At 61.8% G+C, this 17,474-nt stretch carries 15 protein-coding genes; 14 read left to right on the top strand and 1 reads right to left on the bottom strand.

Annotated features, from left to right (window positions below):
* The first annotated feature begins 10 nt into the window (after positions 1 to 10).
* From O6760_RS27165 to O6760_RS27230, 14 genes are all read left to right on the top strand, one after another.
* Positions 11 to 2,248 (top strand): RelA/SpoT family protein, encoded by a 2,238-nt coding sequence (locus O6760_RS27165; RefSeq protein ID WP_269582777.1) that lies wholly within the window; start codon positions 11 to 13, stop codon positions 2,246 to 2,248.
* 32 nt (positions 2,249 to 2,280) lie between these two features.
* On the top strand, positions 2,281 to 2,862 hold the full coding sequence (gene pyrE / locus O6760_RS27170) for an orotate phosphoribosyltransferase (RefSeq protein ID WP_269582778.1): 582 nt from the start codon (positions 2,281 to 2,283) through the stop codon (positions 2,860 to 2,862).
* A gap of 30 nt (positions 2,863 to 2,892) precedes the next feature.
* Entirely contained in the window at positions 2,893 to 3,495 is a 603-nt protein-coding gene (locus O6760_RS27175; protein WP_269582779.1) for a DUF2062 domain-containing protein, read from the top strand.
* Between the two features lie 57 nt (positions 3,496 to 3,552).
* A complete protein-coding gene (acpS, locus tag O6760_RS27180) occupies positions 3,553 to 3,993 on the top strand; it encodes a holo-ACP synthase (RefSeq protein ID WP_269582780.1) in 441 nt (146 codons plus the stop codon).
* 99 nt (positions 3,994 to 4,092) lie between these two features.
* On the top strand, positions 4,093 to 4,851 hold the full coding sequence (gene lepB / locus O6760_RS27185; protein ID WP_269582781.1) for a signal peptidase I: 759 nt from the start codon (positions 4,093 to 4,095) through the stop codon (positions 4,849 to 4,851).
* A 42-nt stretch (positions 4,852 to 4,893) separates the two neighbouring features.
* Positions 4,894 to 5,601, top strand: a complete 708-nt coding sequence (gene rnc / locus O6760_RS27190) for a ribonuclease III (RefSeq protein ID WP_269582782.1) — start codon at positions 4,894 to 4,896, stop codon at positions 5,599 to 5,601.
* A gap of 82 nt (positions 5,602 to 5,683) precedes the next feature.
* Positions 5,684 to 6,610 (top strand): GTPase Era, encoded by a 927-nt coding sequence (era, locus tag O6760_RS27195; protein WP_269586364.1) that lies wholly within the window; start codon positions 5,684 to 5,686, stop codon positions 6,608 to 6,610.
* 59 nt (positions 6,611 to 6,669) lie between these two features.
* The gene (gene recO, locus O6760_RS27200) at positions 6,670 to 7,437 is read left to right on the top strand and encodes a DNA repair protein RecO (protein WP_269582783.1); all 768 of its coding nucleotides are present in this window, start codon (positions 6,670 to 6,672) and stop codon (positions 7,435 to 7,437) included.
* 493 nt (positions 7,438 to 7,930) lie between these two features.
* Positions 7,931 to 11,179, top strand: a complete 3,249-nt coding sequence (locus O6760_RS27205; RefSeq protein WP_269582784.1) for a DUF2169 family type VI secretion system accessory protein — start codon at positions 7,931 to 7,933, stop codon at positions 11,177 to 11,179.
* 29 nt (positions 11,180 to 11,208) lie between these two features.
* The gene (locus tag O6760_RS27210; RefSeq protein ID WP_269582785.1) at positions 11,209 to 12,348 is read left to right on the top strand and encodes a pentapeptide repeat-containing protein; all 1,140 of its coding nucleotides are present in this window, start codon (positions 11,209 to 11,211) and stop codon (positions 12,346 to 12,348) included.
* 82 nt (positions 12,349 to 12,430) lie between these two features.
* The gene (locus O6760_RS27215) at positions 12,431 to 12,835 is read left to right on the top strand and encodes a PAAR-like domain-containing protein (protein WP_269582786.1); all 405 of its coding nucleotides are present in this window, start codon (positions 12,431 to 12,433) and stop codon (positions 12,833 to 12,835) included.
* A gap of 106 nt (positions 12,836 to 12,941) precedes the next feature.
* A complete protein-coding gene (locus tag O6760_RS27220; protein ID WP_269582787.1) occupies positions 12,942 to 14,072 on the top strand; it encodes a hypothetical protein in 1,131 nt (376 codons plus the stop codon).
* A gap of 20 nt (positions 14,073 to 14,092) precedes the next feature.
* A complete protein-coding gene (locus O6760_RS27225; RefSeq protein ID WP_269582788.1) occupies positions 14,093 to 14,746 on the top strand; it encodes a DUF3540 domain-containing protein in 654 nt (217 codons plus the stop codon).
* Positions 14,747 to 14,802: 56 nt separating this feature from the next.
* Positions 14,803 to 16,713: a tetratricopeptide repeat protein gene (locus O6760_RS27230; RefSeq protein WP_269582789.1), complete on the top strand. Its 1,911-nt coding sequence runs from the start codon at positions 14,803 to 14,805 to the stop codon at positions 16,711 to 16,713.
* Positions 16,714 to 16,740: 27 nt separating this feature from the next.
* Here O6760_RS27230 and lepB (O6760_RS27235) read toward each other — a convergent pair whose 3' ends face one another.
* Positions 16,741 to 17,433, bottom strand: a complete 693-nt coding sequence (gene lepB, locus O6760_RS27235) for a signal peptidase I (protein ID WP_269582790.1) — start codon at positions 17,431 to 17,433, stop codon at positions 16,741 to 16,743.
* Positions 17,434 to 17,474: the final 41 nt, after the last annotated feature.

A 17,474-nucleotide genomic window follows, 5' to 3' on the forward strand; every position in this document is an offset into this window, starting at 1 on the left:
GGTTGCGGCCATGATGCGTCAATACGAACTCGTTGAACGGGTAACGCGTTACAATCCGGAAGCTGACGAAGCCTTGCTCAACAAGGCCTATGTCTATGCCATGCAAAAGCATGGCTCCCAGATGCGTGCATCCGGCGACCCCTATTTTTCCCACCCGCTTGAAGTCGCCGCGATCCTCACGGATCTGCGCCTGGACGACGCGACCATCGCCGTCGCGCTCCTGCATGACACGATCGAGGACACCGACGCCACCCGGGCGGAGATCGACAGTCTCTTCGGCGAGGAAATCGGCAAGCTGGTCGATGGCCTCACCAAGATCAGCCGGCTCGACCTGGTGTCCCGGAAGGCCAAGCAGGCGGAGAATTTCCGCAAGCTCCTGCTGGCGATTGCCGACGATGTCCGCGTTCTTCTGGTCAAGCTGGCGGACCGTCTGCACAATATGCGCACGCTCCACCACATGCCGGAGCACAAGCGCGGCCGGATCGCCGAAGAAACCATGGAAATCTATGCGCCTCTCGCGGGACGCATGGGCATGCACGACATGCGCGAGGAGCTGGAGGACATCTCGTTCCACACGCTCAACCCGGAAGCCTACGAGACAATCACGGACCGTCTGGTCGACTTGCGCGAACGCAACAGGGACCTCATCCTGGACATCGAGACCACGCTGACCGAACGCCTGAGCGAACGGGGCATGGCCGCGCTGGTCAAGGGGCGTGAAAAACGCCCGTACTCGATCTTTCGCAAGATGCAGCGCAAGGCGATCGGTTTCGAGCAGCTTTCGGATATTTACGGCTTCCGAGTCACCGTCGGCACGCTGGAGGCCTGCTACCGGGTCCTCGGTGTCATCCACACGACCTGGCCGACCGTGCCCGGACGGTTCAAGGACTATATCTCGACGCCGAAGCAGAACGACTACAAGTCGATCCACACCACCATTGTCGGGCCGTCCCGCCAGCGCGTGGAGCTGCAGATCCGGACCATCTCCATGGACAGGGTCGCGGAATACGGCATCGCCGCCCACGCGCTTTACAAGGACGGCGAGCTGGGCGGCCGCAACATTGCCCGGCATACCGAAGACTGCCGTGCCTTCGAGTGGCTGCGCCGGACGACCGAACTCCTTGCGCAGGGCGACACGCCGGAAGAGTTTCTGGAAAACACCAAGCTGGAACTGTTCCACGACCAGGTGTTCTGTTTCACACCCAAGGGCCGCCTGATCGCCCTGCCCCGCGGCGCCACCCCGATCGACTTCGCCTATGCGGTACACACCGGCATCGGCAATACCTGTGTCGGCTGCAAGATCAACGGCAAGATCATGCCGCTGGTCACGGAGCTGCACAACGGCGACGAAGTCGAGATCATCCGCTCTCCCGCACAGACGCCGCCCCCCGCCTGGGAGGCAATCGCGGTGACCGGCAAGGCCCGGGCGGCGATCCGCAGGGCCACGCGGGAATCCGTGCGCAAGCAATATGGCGCGCTCGGCGAGCATATCCTCAAGCGCGCCTTCGCCAGGGCCGACAAGATCTATTCGGAAGACCTTCTGGAAGCCGTTCTCGACACCCATCACCAGTCCAGTGTCGCCGATCTTCTGGCCGCGGTCGGACGCGGCGATCTCAGCGCCCAGACAGTGCTGAAGACGGCACATCCCGACTACCAGGACGAGCGGGTCGCCATTTCCGGACCTCCTGTCGAGGAAGGCTGGTTCGGACTGAAACAGGGGCACGGACTGAAGTTCCGCATTCCACCCGGCGAGATCGACTCGCAAAAGGGACAGGAAGAGGACGCGGGCGAAGGCCCGGCGCTGCCGATCCGGGGCCTGTCCGGCGACATTCCCGTCAGTTTCGCTCCCGATGGCGGCGCGGTCCCCGGAGACCGTATCGTCGGCATCTTGACCCCGTCCGAGGGGCTGACCATCTATCCGATACAGTCGCCGTCACTCAAGGAGTTCGACGATCAAACGGAGCGTTGGGTGGACGTGCGCTGGGATATCGATGTCAACAACCCAGAACGTTTTCCCGCAAGGCTCGACATTTCCGCGGCCAACGAGCCGGGGTCGCTTGCGACCATCGCCCAGGTGATCGGTGAGCACAGCGGCAATATCGACAATGTGAAAATGGTTCAACGGGCCCCGGACTTCCACCAGATGGTCATCGACCTGGAGGTCTGGGACCTGAAGCACCTGAACCGGATTATCAATCAATTGCGGACCAAGCCGAATGTTTCGAGCGTCAGCCGGGTCAACGGATAAGACGTCAGACAGCCAGACAGGGGAAATTGGAAATGACTCGTGAAGAAGTGTTGTCCCTCTTCCGTGAGGCCGGAGCCATTCTGGAAGGACATTTCATCCTGACATCCGGACTGCGCAGCCCAATCTTCCTGCAAAAGGCGCGGGTCTTCATGTATCCGGACAAGACCGAGACCCTTTGCAAGGCGCTTGCGGAAAAGATCCGCGCGGCGAATCTGGGCGAGATCGACTACATCGTCTCGCCGGCACTCGGCGGCCTCATTCCGGGATACGAAACCGCGCGCCATCTCGGCGTTCCGGCCATGTGGGTGGAGCGGGAGGACGGTGAGTTCCGCCTGCGCCGGTTCGAGCTGCCGGAAGGATCCAAGGTCATTGTTGTCGAGGATATCGTGACAACGGGCCTGTCGAGCCGGGAAACGGTAACCTCGTTGAAAGCTCTTGGTGCTGAAGTTCTGGGTGTGGCCTGCCTGATCGACCGCTCCGGCGGCGAGGCCGATGTCTCCGTGCCGTTAGTCGCATTGACGGAGTACAAGGTCCCGGCCTACGAACCGGACAAGCTTCCGCCGGAACTTGCGGCCCTCCCGGCCGTCAAGCCCGGCAGCCGTGGACTGAGCTGAATAACGACACGACAGGAACGACCATAAAACATGCTGTTTCGCCGGAGACATAGGCCATCAAGGATCGAGCGACTGCGCGTCGCCGTCTGGCCCCGGCACAGCTGGGTCCGTTCGACCCGCTATTTCAGCAAGCGCGTGCTGCGGCTGACCGCGACGCCCAATGCCATCGCCCTCGGTTTCGCCGCGGGCGCCTTTGCCTCCTTCACCCCGCTGGTCGGCTTCCACTTCCTGACGGCCTTTGCCATCGCCTACGTGATCCGCGGCAACCTGATCGCCGCGGCACTCGGGACCTCGGTCGGCAACCCGCTGACCTTTCCGTTCATCTGGGCCTTCACTTTCAAGGTCGGGAAGTGGATCCTGCACGGCCGGGCACCAAAGGCCGACCCCCAACAGGTCCATGAACAATTCCAGAGAGGGCTTTTCGAGAACTCCCTGGATGCCCTGTGGCCGATGCTCAAGCCGATGTTTATCGGTGCCGTGCCGATCGGCCTGACCGTCGCGTTCATTTCCTACGTCATCGTCTACAAGAGCGTCGAGGTTTATCAGCGCCGCCGGCGAAGCAAGCTCGCCAGCAAGGGCGACCGGCTGTTCCCGGCCCCCGGCGTGAACATGGAAGAAGACCGCAGCGCTTGATTTCGCGTACCGACCTGCCCACTTAGTCGGCACAGCTCCAAATACGAAAGTTTCATCATGATCCTAGGGATTGGCAGCGATCTGATCGACATACGCCGAGTCGAAAAGACGCTGGAACGGTTCGGCGACCGGTTCACCAACAGGGTGTTCACGGAGATCGAACGGGCCAAATCCGACAAGCGTGCCGAACGCGCGGCTTCCTATGCCAAGCGGTTCGCCGCCAAGGAGGCCTGTTCCAAGGCCCTGGGCAGCGGCATCCGCATGGGCGTCGCCTGGCGGGAAATGGGCGTCGTCAACCTGCCCTCCGGCAAACCCACCATCGCCCTGTCCGGCGGCGCGGCCGACCGGCTGACCGCAATCACACCGGACGGTTTCAAGACAATGATCGATCTGACAATCACCGACGATTTCCCGCTGGCGCAGGCCTTTGTGGTGATCTCGGCGTGGCCGTCGGACTGGCCAGAGCCGCCTCAGGCGATTTCCTCCGGAAAGCCGTAGATCAGCACCCTCGGCCGCATTGCTTCCAGCCGGTGGAACGGCTAAGAGTTCCGCTGTGCGGCGGCAAGCGGATCCGCGGGCAACATGTTAAGGGACAATATGAGCGTGACAGAAAACAAAAAGGAAAAGGACAGCAGCCTCGTCGAGACCATCAAGGTCATTGTCCAGGCGCTGGCACTTGCACTGATCGTGCGCACCTTCCTGTTTCAGCCGTTCAATATTCCCTCCGGCTCGATGATGGACACGCTGCTGATCGGCGACTACCTGTTCGTCTCCAAATACAGTTACGGCTATTCACGCTATTCGCTTCCGATCCCCTCCAGCCTGGTGCCCATTTCCGGCCGGGTCTGGGCCGATCAACCGGAACGCGGGGACATTGCCGTGTTCAAGCTGCCGACCGACAACTACACGGACTACATCAAACGGGTCATCGGTTTGCCCGGGGACACCATCCAGGTGCTCGACGGCGTCGTTCATATCAACGGCGAACCCGTCAAGCGCGAGCGCATCGACGACTATATCGTGGAGAGCTCCGTCGGCGTCACCAAGCGCGTGCCCAGATACCGGGAAACGCTGCCGAACGGCGTTTCCTACGAGACACTGGACAGCGATCCGGCCGGCGTGATGGACAATACGCGGGAATACAAGGTTCCCGAGGGCCATTACTTCATGATGGGCGACAACCGGGACAATTCCGTCGACAGCCGTTACCAGAGCCGGGTCGGTTATGTGCCGTTCGAAAATTTCATGGGGCGGGCCGAGATCCTGTTCTTTTCCATCAAGGACAAAACACCGGCCTGGCAGATCTGGACCTGGCCGTGGAGTGTGCGTTGGGAGCGGATCGGCCGGACATTGTAACGGCCGGTTTTCTGACGCCCGCGAAAAACGCGAAACAGCTGCATGAGCAAACAACCTCAGAAGAGTCCGGTCTCGGTCTTGAAGAACGCCCTGCAATACGAGTTCCAGGACCTGGAACTGTTGCGGGTCGCGCTGACGCATGCCAGCGCGCTGGCGCCGTCCGAGACCGTCTCGGGGAGCTATCAGCGTCTTGAATTCCTCGGTGACCGGGTGCTCGGCCTTGTTATCGCCTCGATGTTGCACCGGCATTTTCCGAAAGCCGACGAAGGCGAACTGGCGCGCCGGTTCAACCACATGGTCAAGCGGGAAACCTGCGCGGAGATTGCCCAGGAACTGGGGATTGGCGAGGCCATGCGTATCGGTCTCGCCGAGGCGCAGACCGGCGGGCGGAAAAAGACGGCCCTCCTGGCCGATATCTGTGAATCCGTGATCGCGGCCATCTATCTCGACGGTGGCTACGACGCGGCGGAAGAGTTCGTGAGACGCCTTTGGGAGCCGCGTATGCTATCGTGGTCGGGTCCGCTGCGCGACGCCAAGACCACCTTGCAAGAATGGGCCCAGTCCAAGAGCCTGCCGACACCGCGCTACGATGTCACCGGACGCGCGGGGCCGGATCACGCCCCCAGCTTCACTGTGGCGGTGACAGTGCAGGGGCTGAAGCCGGGCGAAGGCACGGGCGGGTCCAAAAGGATTGCTGAACAAAGCGCGGCGGAAGCCGTCTTGCGCCGGGAAGGCGTCTGGAAGGAATAGGATACCCTTGAGCGACGACAACAACAGCGGCGACCCGACGGACGAGGACGACGGCTTTCAGGCGCCCCCTCCCCGGTTCGACATGCCGCTGCCAGAACCGATCCCGGCCATGCCGGAAGGAACCAAGGCGGGCTTCATTGCGCTGATCGGCGCACCGAACGCCGGCAAGTCGACTCTGATCAACCAGCTCGTCGGCACCAAGGTATCGATCGTCACCCACAAGGTGCAGACCACACGCACCATCGTGCGCGGCGTGGCCATGCACGGTGCGGCCCAGCTGGTCTTCATCGACACGCCCGGCATCTTCAAGCCGAAACGCCGGCTCGACCGGGCCATGGTCGACACGGCCTGGGGAGGCGCGCGCGACGCGGACCTGATCGCGCTACTGATCGATGCGCGCAAGGGCATCGACGAGGAAGTGGAGAACATTCTCAAGCGCCTGCAGAACCAGTCCGCGCCCAAGGTTCTGATCCTGAACAAGACGGATGTCGCCAAACGCGAGAAGCTGCTGCAACTGGCCCAGAAGGCCAATGAATATGTCCGGTTCGAAGAGACGTTCATGATCTCGGCGCTGACCGGCGACGGCACCGACGCCATTCTCGACCATTTTGCGTCAAAAGTGCCGGACGGCCCCTGGCTTTATCCGGAAGACCAGCCGTCCGACCTTTCCTTGCGCATCCTGGCGGCCGAAATCACCCGCGAGAAGCTGTTCGAGCGCCTGCACCAGGAGCTGCCCTACATCTCGACCGTCGAAACGGAACAGTGGCAGACCCGCAAGGACGGTTCGGTCCGCATCGAACAGACCATCTACGTGGAACGGGACAGCCAGAAAAGCATCGTGCTCGGCAAACGAGGCGCCACGATCAAGGCGATTTCCCAGGCGGCACGTGCGGAAATCTCGGAAATCATCGAAACTCCCGTGCACCTGTTCCTGTTCGTCAAGGTCCGGGAAAACTGGGCTGACGATCCGGAGCGCTATCGGGAAATGGGCCTGGAATTTCCGAAATAGCTGGCGCGGACCGGCGAATCCGCCAAACTTCCCGAAAAATCTGAGACGGGACCCGGCACTTGGAATGGAGCGGACGCGGGGTGGTGCTGACCACCCGCAGGCATGGCGAGAGCGACACCATCCTGGAGGTCATGACGCGGGAGCGCGGCCGCCACCTCGGACTTGTTCGCGGCGGGCGGTCAAAACGCCATCGCCCGGCGCTGCAGCCGGGCAACGAGCTTCATCTCACCTGGAAGGCAAGGCTTGCCGATCATCTCGGACAGTTCCAGGTCGAGCCCGAGACCCTGCGAGCCGGGGAGCTCATGACCAGCGGTCTCGGCCTGACCGGCGTGCAGCATCTTGCCTTTCTGCTGAGGCTCCTGCCTGAAAGACATCCCTATCCCCGGCTTTTCGAAGCCCTTTGCGTCCTGCTGGAGCACCTTGACAGCGCCGACGCTGCAGCGGCCCTGGTGATCCGCTTCGAACTGGAACTGCTTAAGGAACTCGGCGCCGGCCTGGACCTGAGCGCCTGCGCGGCAACAGGAAGCCGGGACGAGCTGACCTATGTCTCCCCGAAATCGGCGCGCGCAGTCAGCCGGGAAGCCGGCCTGCCCTATCACGACAAGCTGCTCCCGTTGCCATCCTTCCTTCTCGATGGTCAACGCCAGGCAGGCAGTGAATTGACCTGGACGGATATTACCCAGGGCTTTGAATTGACGAGCTTTTTCCTGGATCGGCATCTGAGCGAAAACGATCTGCGCCAGAGCGGCACCAGGGACCTGCTGCTGAATGCGCTGGAAAAACGCTACCGGACGGAGTTTCCCTGGAACTTCCAGGACTTCATCTAGGAGAGCTCCGGGGCACGGGGCGACGCCGTGCCCTCCGGCAGTCTCATTTCAACCACCATGGTCGCAACCTGTAATTGCTACCTAACGTCACCCTGGAACGACGGGCACTTGCCCCGAATAGGCGTGCCGTCGCATGAAACAGTGGTGCCGGCAATCAGGGTTTCTGTGCCTGTTTCGACAACTGCTCCAAAATCAGCTTCAAAACGTGATTTCCTTCCCGATTCGCGCCCAAAATTCGAGTGTCTTGAAAAATCTGATTGTTAGGCGTCGCATTTGTCATATCGTGGGTCGTACGCATCTCGCCCCCTATTGCATCGGGAGACGTACAACTCTAAATATAGATACTAACAAGTCATTAAGACATTTTCCGTCGGAGCAATCCGACGCATTCGGGACTGGATCCCTCGTCCGGGATTTAAGCCGCCGGAACATGCGCCTCTGGGGAGCAGAGCCGTTTTCCGTGATTTCTCCGGGAACGAAACTGGGAGCATGAATGCCCGCAATCGTTAAGCCGTCGAAACTTTCCGCAGCACTTCAACCCCAGGCGGTTGAGGGAGGTAGTCTTCTGACGGTGTCGGCATTTCTGCTTTTTGACATAGACGATCCCTACACCCTCTACACCGAGCAGGCGCTCTGGCCGATGGTCGCCGAACAGATGCCGGACGGCGGCATCTTCGACAAGGGTCAGCTGAAGCCGCGGGCGGAAATGATTGTCGCCGGCCACGCTCTCGCCCCCGGGCACCTCCCGGTGACCGCACTGAAAGTGACGGCCCGTCTGGGCGGCAAGACGAAACGGCTGGCGGTTTTCGGCGACCGTTTCTGGCGCCTGACAGACCGGGGCGCCGAGATGACCAGCCCCGTGCCCTTCGACAAGGTGCCGATCTGCGAGACGAGCGCATTTGGCGGTGAAGGCTACCCGCCGAACCTCAAGGGAAAGGGTTTCGGCGCCTCCAGGCTGATCGACGCCGGCTACGATGCCCCTTTGCCGAATGTCGAGAACGCCGACGCGCTGATCCTGTCACCGGGAGACATGCCGAAGCCGGCCCATTTCGGCCCGATCGGACCAGACAATCCGGACAGGCTCAAGCTGGCCGGGACCTATGACACGCATTGGGTAAAGCATGTGTCGCCTCTCAAACCCGCCGATTTCAATCCACTGTTTCACTGCGACGCCCCCGAGGATCAGCGCTTCAGCACCTATCTTGCCGGAGGTGAAACCTTTTCGGTGACCGGCATGTGCCGGTCCGGGCAACCGGTGGCGGGAACCTTGCCGGGATTTCGGGTGCGCGCCTTCATCCACCGTCTGGAACAGGACAGTCTGACGGAAACGGACATGGTCTGCGACACGGCGACGCTGTTTCCAAACGTTCGCAAGGCGACGATGGCCTTTCGCGGTGTCGCCAGGTGCAGCGAGCGATTTGCCGAGGACATCGGCAGCGTGATGCTGGCGGTGGAACTTGCCGGGGAAGCTCCCCGCCCACGGGAATATTACGAAGGCGTTTTCCGCCTGCGCACCGATCCGGAAGAGGCCTACAAATACGCGCTCGCGGACCATCAGCTGATGCCGGAAACGGATCCTGGGATCCGACTGGCCAAACGCAGGGAGCGGCTGGAGCGCGCAGAGGCCGAACGGCAGAAATTCCTGGAAGATTCCGACTGGCATTTCCGCAAGACAATGGACGATGCCGGCCTTCCGGCGGACCTGCTGCCACCGGTCGATCCGGACCGGGCCAAGGATATCCCCCTCCTGGGCTTGCCAACAGCGGAGGAGATCGCGAGCGGAGACTTCGACATCGCCGAACTGATCGAGGACGTGGAGCAGTTCGAGAAGCAGATGAACACCCTGGCCGACCAGGAGTTTGCGCGTGCCGAAGGGCTGCAGCGCAAAGTCGACGCGGCGACACCCTCCGATATCAGCTCACTGTTTCCGTCCCGGCCGCTTGCCGGCGAAAAGCAACTGACAGCCTCGCTCCCACCAGGAGACGTCGCCGGGGAGAGCGCCGACTCGCTGGCCGACCTGCCCGACTCCCTCGAGCAGACGATGCGGGAAAACATCGATCTTGAGAAACTTTCGTCGAGTTCAGACGAGGCGGGAGCAAAAATCTCCGAGATGTTCGACCGGCTGGCTGATCTCAAACAGAGCCCCGAGGAGACGTCATCCGAGCAATACCGTCTCGCCTGCGCCCGCGCGCTGCGTCTGCCGGAAGGATCACCGCTCTATCCGATCAAACGGCAGCTGGCCGAGATGCAGCTCGACACAAGCAGCCTGCCGGCCTCGCTGGACGACCCCGCGTCGCTCCTGTCGGACAGGACAGCCGCACAGCTCGAGCACCCTCTGGAACCGCCATCCGGGGAGACGGGCGCACAGGACGAAGTGGACCTCTTCGGAGCGCTCGGAAAGGCCGGCGAGATCTCGGATTTCGGGACGCAGGCCGCGGACACAAGCTTGAAAGCGGCTCTCGACCCGGCGGAACAGGCCCTTGCCGAACACTGCTCTCACCTGATCGAGGAGGGAATGGAGGACCAGCCTTTGGCCGCGGTTCAGGAAAAACTGAAAAAGGTCGCGTTGCCCGAAGACGAAAACGCCGACATGCCGCTCCTGGACAGGCTCGAACAAATCAACGAGGACCTGAAGGCATCCCTGGACAGTCTGGAGCCCCGTTTCGCCGAAACGCTTGCCACCGGACGGCAGTTGTCTCCCCAGGCCCTGTTTCCGCAAGAACCGCTTTTGCCCGGTGTCGCCGTTGCGGTCGGGACCGTGGTTGAAAAGAAACTCGCTCAGGGGCACGACTTCAAGGGCGCCGACCTTGCCGGCCTGAGACTTGGCGGCCTCGACTTCTCCGACAGGGATCTGTCCGGCACCTTTTTCGAACAGTCGGATCTGACCGGTGCCTGTTTCAGGAATTGCTGCCTGGATGGGGCCGTATTCACATCCGCGCGGCTGGACAATGCGGTCTTCGAAGGGGCCAGTCTCGCCGGTGTCAATTTCAGCGGTGCCAGCCTCAGGGACACGAACCTGAAGGGCGCAAAACTGGCCCGGTCCACGGTCATCTGCGCCGATCTTACCGGAGCGCAGGCGGCCGGCGCCGAGATCGATACAGTGACGTTTCTTGAATGCACACTGGATGACAGCGATTTTCAGGGCAGCCGGATCGAACAGGTCAGGGTGACACGCGGATCCGCGGCGCGCCTCGGAATGCGGCAGGCAGACCTCGACAGCGTCCTGTTCATCGACCTGCCACTGCACCAGGCCTGCTTTGCCGGCAGCACACTGACACAGGCAGTCTTTACGCAGGTTGCCGCCAAGGGGGCTGACTTTACGGCCGCGGAAATGCGCGAGACCGGCTTTCACGGCGGCTGCGACCTTGCCGCGGCGCGGTTTGAAGGCATCCGGGCGACAGAGACAACCTGGAACGGGGCCTTTCTGGAAGAAAGCCTTTACATGCGGGCGAGCTGCAAGTCCTGCCTTTTCAATCAGTGCGACATGCAGTGGGTGGACGGGCGCGCGGCCTCCTTCAAGAACGCACGGTTCCTGCAGTCGGACCTCAAGTACAGCGATTTCTGCGCGGCCGATTTCTTTTCAGCCTCGCTCAGCCAGACGGATCTGCGGCGGGTGTCGATGCGGCATGCCAATCTTTACGGCGCCGACCTGATGGACGCCAAGCTGGCCAGTTGCGACCTGTCGAACGCGAATCTCGGCAACACGGCCATGAACCATGCAGTCAGCGTGCCGGCGCAATAGCGGGCAGCCAACCACCAGGAGCCAGGACCTTGGGCACGGAACAACTGGATACGGTCCCCACGTCCCCGGAAGAGTTGCGCGACTATGTCGCCCACGCCCAACCGGTAACCCTGAGACACATGCAGAACGTTTCCCTGCATGCGCAGGACCTTTCCGGTGCCATTTTCCTCGAATGCGATTTCGAAGGCTGCGATTTCTCAAGTGCCGATCTTGAAAACGCGCAGTTTGTCGCCTGCAACCTGTCCAGCTGTGTTTTCTCGGGCGCACAGCTGACCTCCACACAGTTCATTCGCTGCTTGCTGGCCTCCGCACAGTTCAATACCTCCAAGCTCGAGCAGACCCAGTTCATCGAGTGTGCCGCGGACGATCTGAGCCTGCAGGACAGCCAGCTCCAGCAAACCTGCATGGCGCAGACCCGTCTTTCCGGTGCCGACCTTGCCCTGGTTGCAGCGGACCGCAGCGCGCTTCTGGACTGCCGCATTGACGGCATTGCCGTCGAGGGCGCACGTTTCAGCAATTTCATCATGACCAAGGCGGACCTGCGCCAGGTCGACCTCGCGGATGCAACGATCGATACCGCCGTCCTGGCGGATGCCGATCTTTCCGGGAAGGACCTGAGCAGGCAGGTGCTCAGGCGGTGCATGTTCAACGGTGGCCGGTTCGCTGAAACCAACCTGTCCGGTGCCGACCTTCAGCAATCCCTGTTCATCGGCTGCGACATGAGAAGTTCGGACCTGTCGGGCGCGGGCGCTACATTCGCCGCCTTCAACAAGTGCACGCTTGACGGAGCGAAATTCCAGGACAGCGCGCTGACAATGGCCGGCTTTACCGGATCCAGCCTGAGCGGAGCCGATTTCACGGGTGCCCGGATGTGGTCTTCGGTCCTCCAGGACACCGATTGCCGTGCCGCGCGCTTTGACCGCACGGATCTGCGCCAGGCAGATCTGTGCCATGCCAATCTGACCGCCGCCAGTCTGACGGCGGCCGAGTTCGCCAATACCAAGCTGCACGCGGCCAAGACCGACAGCGCCCTCTTCAGCGGCTCCAGGGGGACCACACTCGGCACAGACGAGGATCTGCTCGTGGCGGAGGCCTACTCGCCGCGCAAGGTGAGGCTTGACCATGAAGCCGGAGAACACGGCGCCCGCCACACGGAGGCGGCCCAGTGAAAAACCACGAAAAAACCCTACGGACGACAGCAACCAGGACCGGCCAGAGCAGGTCCGCGCACGCAGTTTCAGGAAGGACACCATGAGCTTCGTCAACGCGCAAGGCCCCTTGCCGGGCATCGATTTTGCCTCACCGGATGTGTACATGCAGGTGACCCCCGCCGGGGAAGTGCCCATTCCCTTCATCAGCACGGGCATGCGGGCAACCGAAATTCCCAAATGCACGAAAGTGCTGACCCAGTGCATGCCGCCGCACACCGTGATGGACCAGGCACCCGTGACCATCAGCGGCCCCGGCCGCGGTGCCGTCTCGAGCCAGGTCTGCTCGGCTTCGAAAAGCATGAAATGCTCGACCAAGCTCATTCTCCAGAATGTGCCGGCGACACGCGCCCTGATGGACCCCACCGGCCAGAATGGCAGTGTGCCCAATTCTGTCGGCAACACGATATCTCCGGCGCAGATCCGGATGGTCAATCCGAGCCCCTAGGTCACGGACCCAGCCGGCCAGGGCCTGTCAATGCAGGTACGCAGGTCCTCCGGCAAGAGCACCTCCCCTTGGAAACAAGGCAACACGACAATAGAGGGACTTAGCAATGGCAACACAACAATGCGCAACCTGCAGCGGAACAGGCGAAGTCAACACCCTGACCTGCCCCACATGCAACGGCATGGGCATCTGCCAGACCTGTCCGACCTGTGACGGCAGCGGCCAGACCAACAACGCGACCTGCGCGACATGCGGCGGATCGGGCCAGCAGACAATCTCCATGTCCCCGGCGGCCATCACCGACGACGACGATGTCGACATCGATCCCTCGGACAACAGCGCGTTCCTTTTTGTCCCGACAGCAAACGGTTCGGACACAACGCCCGGCGCACTGCTCCGTCTCGGCACCTATTGTGAAAAGGAAGAAGCCGCCACCGACGAGACCAACGCCAAGCTGTTCTACCCGGACCAGTTTGTCGCCGACGAGGAAAGCGGCCTTGCCACGATCTACACGCTTGCCTCCGGCAAGGACGGCAACGATGTGCTTGGCGGCATTCTTCTGGCATGCGATGGCCAGGCACTGATCAAGGCCGGCGAGAAGATGTACATCAACTGCGGCGACACACTTCATGTCGAAAGCGGAGACGAGGTAACGATCAAGTCGGGCAACAGCAAGGACATCAATATCAATGCCGCCGAAGGCAACGGCAAGATCGTCGAGACGTCCAAGTCGACAACCCGGAAGATCCTCGGAAACGAGTTCACGGAAACCACGGCCGACAGTTTCACGATCAATCACGGCGACACGGTCAGCATCACCTACGGCACCAAGACCTTCATCACGCTAGGCAGTGGCCAATCGGTTACCGTTGGAGGGAGTTTTACAGGCAACCTGTCCGGCTCGGTCTCGCTCAATGTGGGACTGTCCTTCAGCGCCGACCTGACCGCGGCCTTTTCGTTCACGCTGTTTTCCGCCAGCCTTACCAAGTGGAGCCTGTCGAAAACCATTACCGACCTGTCGTCGAAGGACACGACGCTGGAAGATTCCGTGGCTGTTCTCAAGAAAATCGTCTTTGACGTGGCCAGCAAGCAGTATGACATCAAGCAGTCGGTCGCCGACCTGGAACGCCAGTCCCTGCAGACGGTCAACAACAACTTCACGCTGATCCAGGCCAAAATCGACATCCGCCAGAACAACACTCTGGTCAATTTCGGCAATCTTGCCGTTTTCACCTGACCCCGGGGAGTTGACCTGTCATGGACCTAGACCAGATGACCCAACCTGAAAACGCCTCGCGGGAACCGGCGACGGTTGCCCAAGATACCACCCCAGACGGGCGCCTCGTGACCGCGACCGTGGTGCTGACGCTGCCGAAGAAGGACCTTGCCCTCAAGACAGACGACGGCACGGACATCTTTGCGCGCCAGGCCAGCAGTTGCCTTCTGGCTCCGGCCGTTGGAGACCGCGTGCTGGTTTTCGACGGCGGCCCCGACGCCTTTGTCCTGTCCGTTCTGATGCGCGGTGACGAGGCACGTGTCCCGGAGCTTTCGGTGCCGGACGCGGCCTCCTTGCGGCTTTCGGCCACCGAAGGTCTGGAACTGACCGCGAAAGACGTAAATGTAAGGAGCATCCGCTTCGGCGTCCTGGCGGAGACCATTGCGCAAAGTGCGGGCACCGTGAGCCTTCATGCGCGGCGTGTGGTCGAAGCGATCGTCGACAAGTTCAGTTCCGTTCGCAGCGTGTCCCTGAAGGCGGAGACACGCTCCGCGAGGATTGAAAAAACCGAATCCGTCACTGCCGGCACGCTCGTTCACAAGACAGACGGCGTTTCGGTCCAAAACAGCGAAATCTCCCTGATCAATGCCAAGCAGGATATCCGGCTGGACGGCGAGCGGGTCAGCATCGGTTAATCCGGTGCCCAACAGGACAGCAGCCGGAACACCGGCCGCAACGGGAGAAACAATTGATGACGTCTGTCGAAGACCGCCTGAAGGCGGCTGCACAGCACATAATGTCAGGGGACCGGGGAAGCGCCGCGGCGCTTCTGGAAAGTGTTCTCGACGTGACACCGGGACATTGCGGTGCGCTCAGCGCCCTGGCCGAAATCCGGCTGGAGGAAGGCGATGCCGACCAGGCGATGCAGCTGCTGAACGAAGTGCTGTCACGTGACCGAACCCATTGCGATGCCCGCAATCTGCTCACCACCCTGCTTCTGGCCAGAAACAAGAGGGACGACGCCAGGGAACTGGTCGACGAAACGCTCGAGCTGTCGCCCCTGAACAGCCGTGCCTGCGCGTTGAGAGCCGACATTCATGTCGCCGACAGCGAATTCGAACAGGCGGAACACTTGCTGCGCGGCGCGTTGTCCGAACAGCCCGAGGATGCCACTCTCCTTTCCGCCCTGGCATCGCTTTATGCCGCGGTCAGGCAGAACCGTGCCGCCCTGCACCTGGCTCAGGAAGCCCTGGCGCGCGATCCCGGCAATCCGCGGCACCTGGCCCGGCTGGGTTGCGTACTCGCGGAGCTGGGAGATCATCAGAAGGCCGCAACCCATCTGGCGACGGCGCACCTGAAACTGCCGACCGACCCTGTCATCATGCTGTTTCTGGCCGAAAGTCAGGCAGCAACCGGGCAGACCCGCGAAGCCCGGGCGCTCGCCAAGCGGCTGACCCTCCGGTATCCCGGTCTCCTCGCCGGGTGGCTCCTCCTGATCCGCGTCGAAGCGTTGCGCGGGGACACACGAAAGGTGTTTTCGGATTTCCTGCAACAGGTCAAGAAACACCCCGACAAGGCTGCCGCGCTTGTCTCCCTCGCCATGGCCTATCGCAGTCTTGGGTACCTCTCCAAACCTATCCGTCTGCTGCAGCCGTTTCTGGAAAACGACGCCAATGCCAATTCGCAACACCGTCCGCAGGCGCTGACCGTGTTGCGCGACTGCATGCTGGCCTCAGACAGCCTGGAGAACCTGGCAGCGACCGTTCCCGGGACCGCCCTTCCCTGCCGGATGTCCGGTGCGGAAGCGCAGGAACCCGAAGATGCCGCCGAGGCCCTCGAAAGAGCGATCAGCCACAACGATCTGCTGATCGACCCGACGCTGTCCAGCCTCGATGCGCTTGTCCTGTTGCGCTTTGCGTCCGGTTCGCCTTCCGTCCCCCCCAGGAGACGGATCTTCGGCGCGGCCCATCTGGCACCGGTCGCCGACCTGGTCGACGCGGGATCCTTCGTGGCGTTCGACAGTCCGCAAGGCCGGCAGGTTCTGGCGGAATCGGATGATCCGGTGCCTTTGACAGCAATCGTGGGACTGCCGCACGAGCAACTGATGAAGAGGCGGCAAGCGGGGCCCTATGTCCGGCCGGACGAGACCAGGCGCCGGAAATGGCGGGACGCGCTCCACGAATTCCCCCGGCCGATCGTTGCGCTGGCCTGGGACGGCAGCCCTCCCGGACTGGTGCTTGAAGACTACCGGCCGATACTGAGCGCCTGCGAAGGTTTCGGCGGCACCTTCATCAGCGTGATGTGGGACAAGGCGCGCCACCAGTTGTCTTCCTGGCCAGGCATCATCGATGCCGGAAAGCACTTTGCGGATCTCTCCGACCTGAGCGCCCTTTTGGCGGAAGTCGATCTGCTCATCGGACCGGACGGTCTGCCGGTCCATGTGGCGGGAGCCATGGGCCGCCCCGCAGCCGTGCTGACCCGGCCGGCGCATCCCTGGTACTGGCACGCGAACCGGGGAAAGGCGACCTGGTATCCATCGGTCCGGGTTTTCAGAAGCAAACGCTTCGGACACTGGACCAGCCTGATGGAAGACCTCTCCGATCCGCTTCGCGACCTGATTTCTGGCCTGCCCTCGGAAGAGAAGATCCTGGCGTCCGGCTGACCCCGCAAGACAAAATGTCTGGCGCCGTCACCTTGAAGCCGATGCTTCCGTCATGTCAGGCCTGAGCGAGCGCCACCGCAAGCTTTCTTCCGGTCCGGAGAAGTAAACGCGTCGCGCGATTCCGGTGATATTTTCGATCGGCACATAACCGACACGGCTGATGTAGCGGCTGTCGACGGAATTGTCGCGGTTGTCACCCAGCACAAAAACGTGCCCCTCCGGTATCTCGAATTCACGGGTGTTGTCGGATACGCCCTCCGGTGTGAGATCGAGCAATTGATAGGCCCTGCCGCCAGGCAAAATCTCCTTGAAACAGGGAACGCTGCGGATCGCTCCGTCCGGGCCTCTCCGGACATAATCGTCAGACTTTTCGTATCGCAGCGGCTCGCCGTTCAGGTAAACCTTGCCGTCGCGCATCTGGATCCGGTCACCCGGCAATCCGATCAGGCGCTTCACATAGGGGATTTCGGGATTTGTCGGCAGGTCGAAGACAATGATGTCGCCGCGAACAGGTTCATAGGTCGCCCCAAAATCCGGGACGATCCGCTCTGCCAGAAACATGTCTCCGACCTGGAGCGCCGGTTCCATGCTTCCCGCCGGAGTGTTGTAGGCTTTCAGGCGCAGCAGGTAAAAATGGTTCCACGAAACGGCCACCCCGACCAGGATGACGGCCAACAGAACCAGCCCCGGTATCACCAGCGACCTTAACCTGCGTGCCACGGCGTATCCTCTGCATTAGGCCGGCATGTCCGGCGGGTGAA

The sequence above is a fragment of the Roseibium sp. Sym1 genome (assembly GCF_027359675.1).
Classification (GTDB): Bacteria; Pseudomonadota; Alphaproteobacteria; order Rhizobiales; family Stappiaceae; genus Roseibium.